General features: G+C 74.8%; 2 protein-coding genes and 1 tRNA gene. 1 reads left to right on the top strand and 2 read right to left on the bottom strand.

Going from position 1 to position 1,581, the window contains the following annotated elements:
* The first annotated feature begins 40 nt into the window (after nucleotides 1-40).
* Nucleotides 41-112: transfer RNA gene (locus tag GA0115240_RS14920), tRNA-Val, on the top strand.
* Nucleotides 113-266: 154 nt separating this feature from the next.
* Here the strand turns inward: GA0115240_RS14920 and GA0115240_RS14915 are convergent.
* The gene (locus GA0115240_RS14915; protein WP_093737157.1) at nucleotides 267-572 is read right to left on the bottom strand and encodes a TFIIB-type zinc ribbon-containing protein; all 306 of its coding nucleotides are present in this window, start codon (nucleotides 570-572) and stop codon (nucleotides 267-269) included.
* 34 nt (nucleotides 573-606) lie between these two features.
* A complete protein-coding gene (locus GA0115240_RS14910) occupies nucleotides 607-1,446 on the bottom strand; it encodes a phosphotransferase family protein (protein WP_093737156.1) in 840 nt (279 codons plus the stop codon).
* Between the last annotated feature and the right edge of the window lie 135 nt (nucleotides 1,447-1,581).

The following is a 1,581-nucleotide window of genomic DNA, read 5'->3' as shown; positions in this document are numbered from 1 at the left end:
CAAGTCCCAAGTATCGCGCACGCGACACCCGCACCACCGAGGACGATTAGCTCAGCGGGAGAGCGCTTCCCTGACACGGAAGAGGTCACTGGTTCAATCCCAGTATCGTCCACGCGGATCCACCGAGGGCCGGAAGCGACTGAGGCTTCCGGCCCTTCGGCGTGTCCGGGCCTACTGCTCCGGGCTTGCTGCTCCCCGCCGGCTGTTCTGTGGCGCGCCGGCACCGGGCCCGCGCGCCGCAGGCCGTCGGCCACCGGCCACCGGCCTCAGGACGAGAAGAGCATGTGCGCGAAGCCGCCGCGGCCGCCGCGGCCGTGGTGCCCGCCGTGCTGCTCGTGGTGGCCGCCCTCGTACGGAGCCGCCCACACCGGAGCCGCGGGCTGCGGGTAGCCCTGGGCGGCCGGGTACGTCTGCGGAGGCGGGGCGGGTTGGGTCCAGCGGCCTTCGAGCTGGGTCAGCGCTTCCAACTCCCCGTAGTCGAGGAAGATGCCACGGCAATTGCCGCACTGCTCGATCTGGACGCCGTTGCGGTTGTACGTCTGCATGAGGCCGTGGCACTTGGGACAGACCATGAATTGTTCAACTCCTCGCAAATAACGGGTGGGTTCACTTTAGTTGGGCGATACGGGCGCAGGTGGCCAGGAGTTCGCACTCGCCGTCGTCCAAGTCCCGTTCCTCCCGGGCCGCCTTGGCGACGGCGGTCGCGGCACTCTGCACCGCCAACGTCCTTGCGGGTACGTCGAGATGGGCCCAGGGATCACCGCTTTCCGGCACCGCGGTGCCGCCCGCGTCCTGGTACGCGCCGAGGAAGCGGGCCCACGCCTCCGGCGCCAGCAGCCCGGCCGCGAACCACATCGCGGGCCGCGCCAGATCCCAGGCGGGCTCCCCGGTCCCGAGGTCGTCCACATCGATGAGCAGCCAGTCGCCGTCGGGCGCGGGGTGGCGTACGAGCTGGCCCAGGTGCCAATCCCCGTGGCACAGCGCGACCCGGCCCTCGTACGGCGCCTCGTCCCTGGCCCAGGCGGGCAGCCGGCGCCAGGCCAGCCGCACGGTCCGTGCGGCGGCGGTGTCCGGGGCGCCGCGCAGCCGGGCCATCGCCCTGGCCGCCTTGGCGGGGCCGCGCATCGGCGGCACCGGGCCGGACAGCTCGCCGGGCGGTACGGCGTGCAGCCGGGCGAGCAGGACGGCGGCCTGCTCCCAGGGCGCGGCGCGGGGCTCCCCGGTGTCCACCGGCCGCCCGTACGGCCATACGCTCACCGCCCGGCCCTGGGCGAACCGCTGGCCGGCGGCGGATTCGTACGGCGGCAGCAGGATCCCCCGGGTCCGGGGGTGTGCCGCGATGGCGAGCCGTATGGCGAGCGCGGCCCGGTCGGTGTCCGCCGCGTGCGCCTTGGCCACCGCGCCGCCGACCCGGACGACGGTGACGTCCAGCCGGTCGGCGAGCACGACGGGCGCCGCCGGGGCAGGTTTTTCCGGCGCGGGGGTCTCCGGGGCAGGGGTCTCCGGAGCGGGGCGGCTTCCCGGGCGGGGGCGGCTTCCCGGGCGGGGGCGGCTTCCCGGGGCGGTGCCGGGGCCGGGACC

Origin of the sequence: Streptomyces sp. DvalAA-14, from assembly GCF_900091855.1 — a bacterium.
GTDB lineage: Bacteria > Actinomycetota > Actinomycetes > Streptomycetales > Streptomycetaceae > Actinacidiphila.
The sequence above is the reverse complement of the archived record's forward strand: the minus strand, read 5'-3'. Positions and strand labels throughout refer to the sequence as shown.

Excerpts from the sequence above, each read along its gene's own strand:
- GA0115240_RS14915 (WP_093737157.1), bottom strand. The coding sequence starts at position 572 with ATGGTCTGTCCCAAGTGCCACGGCCTCATGCAGACGTACAACCGCAAC.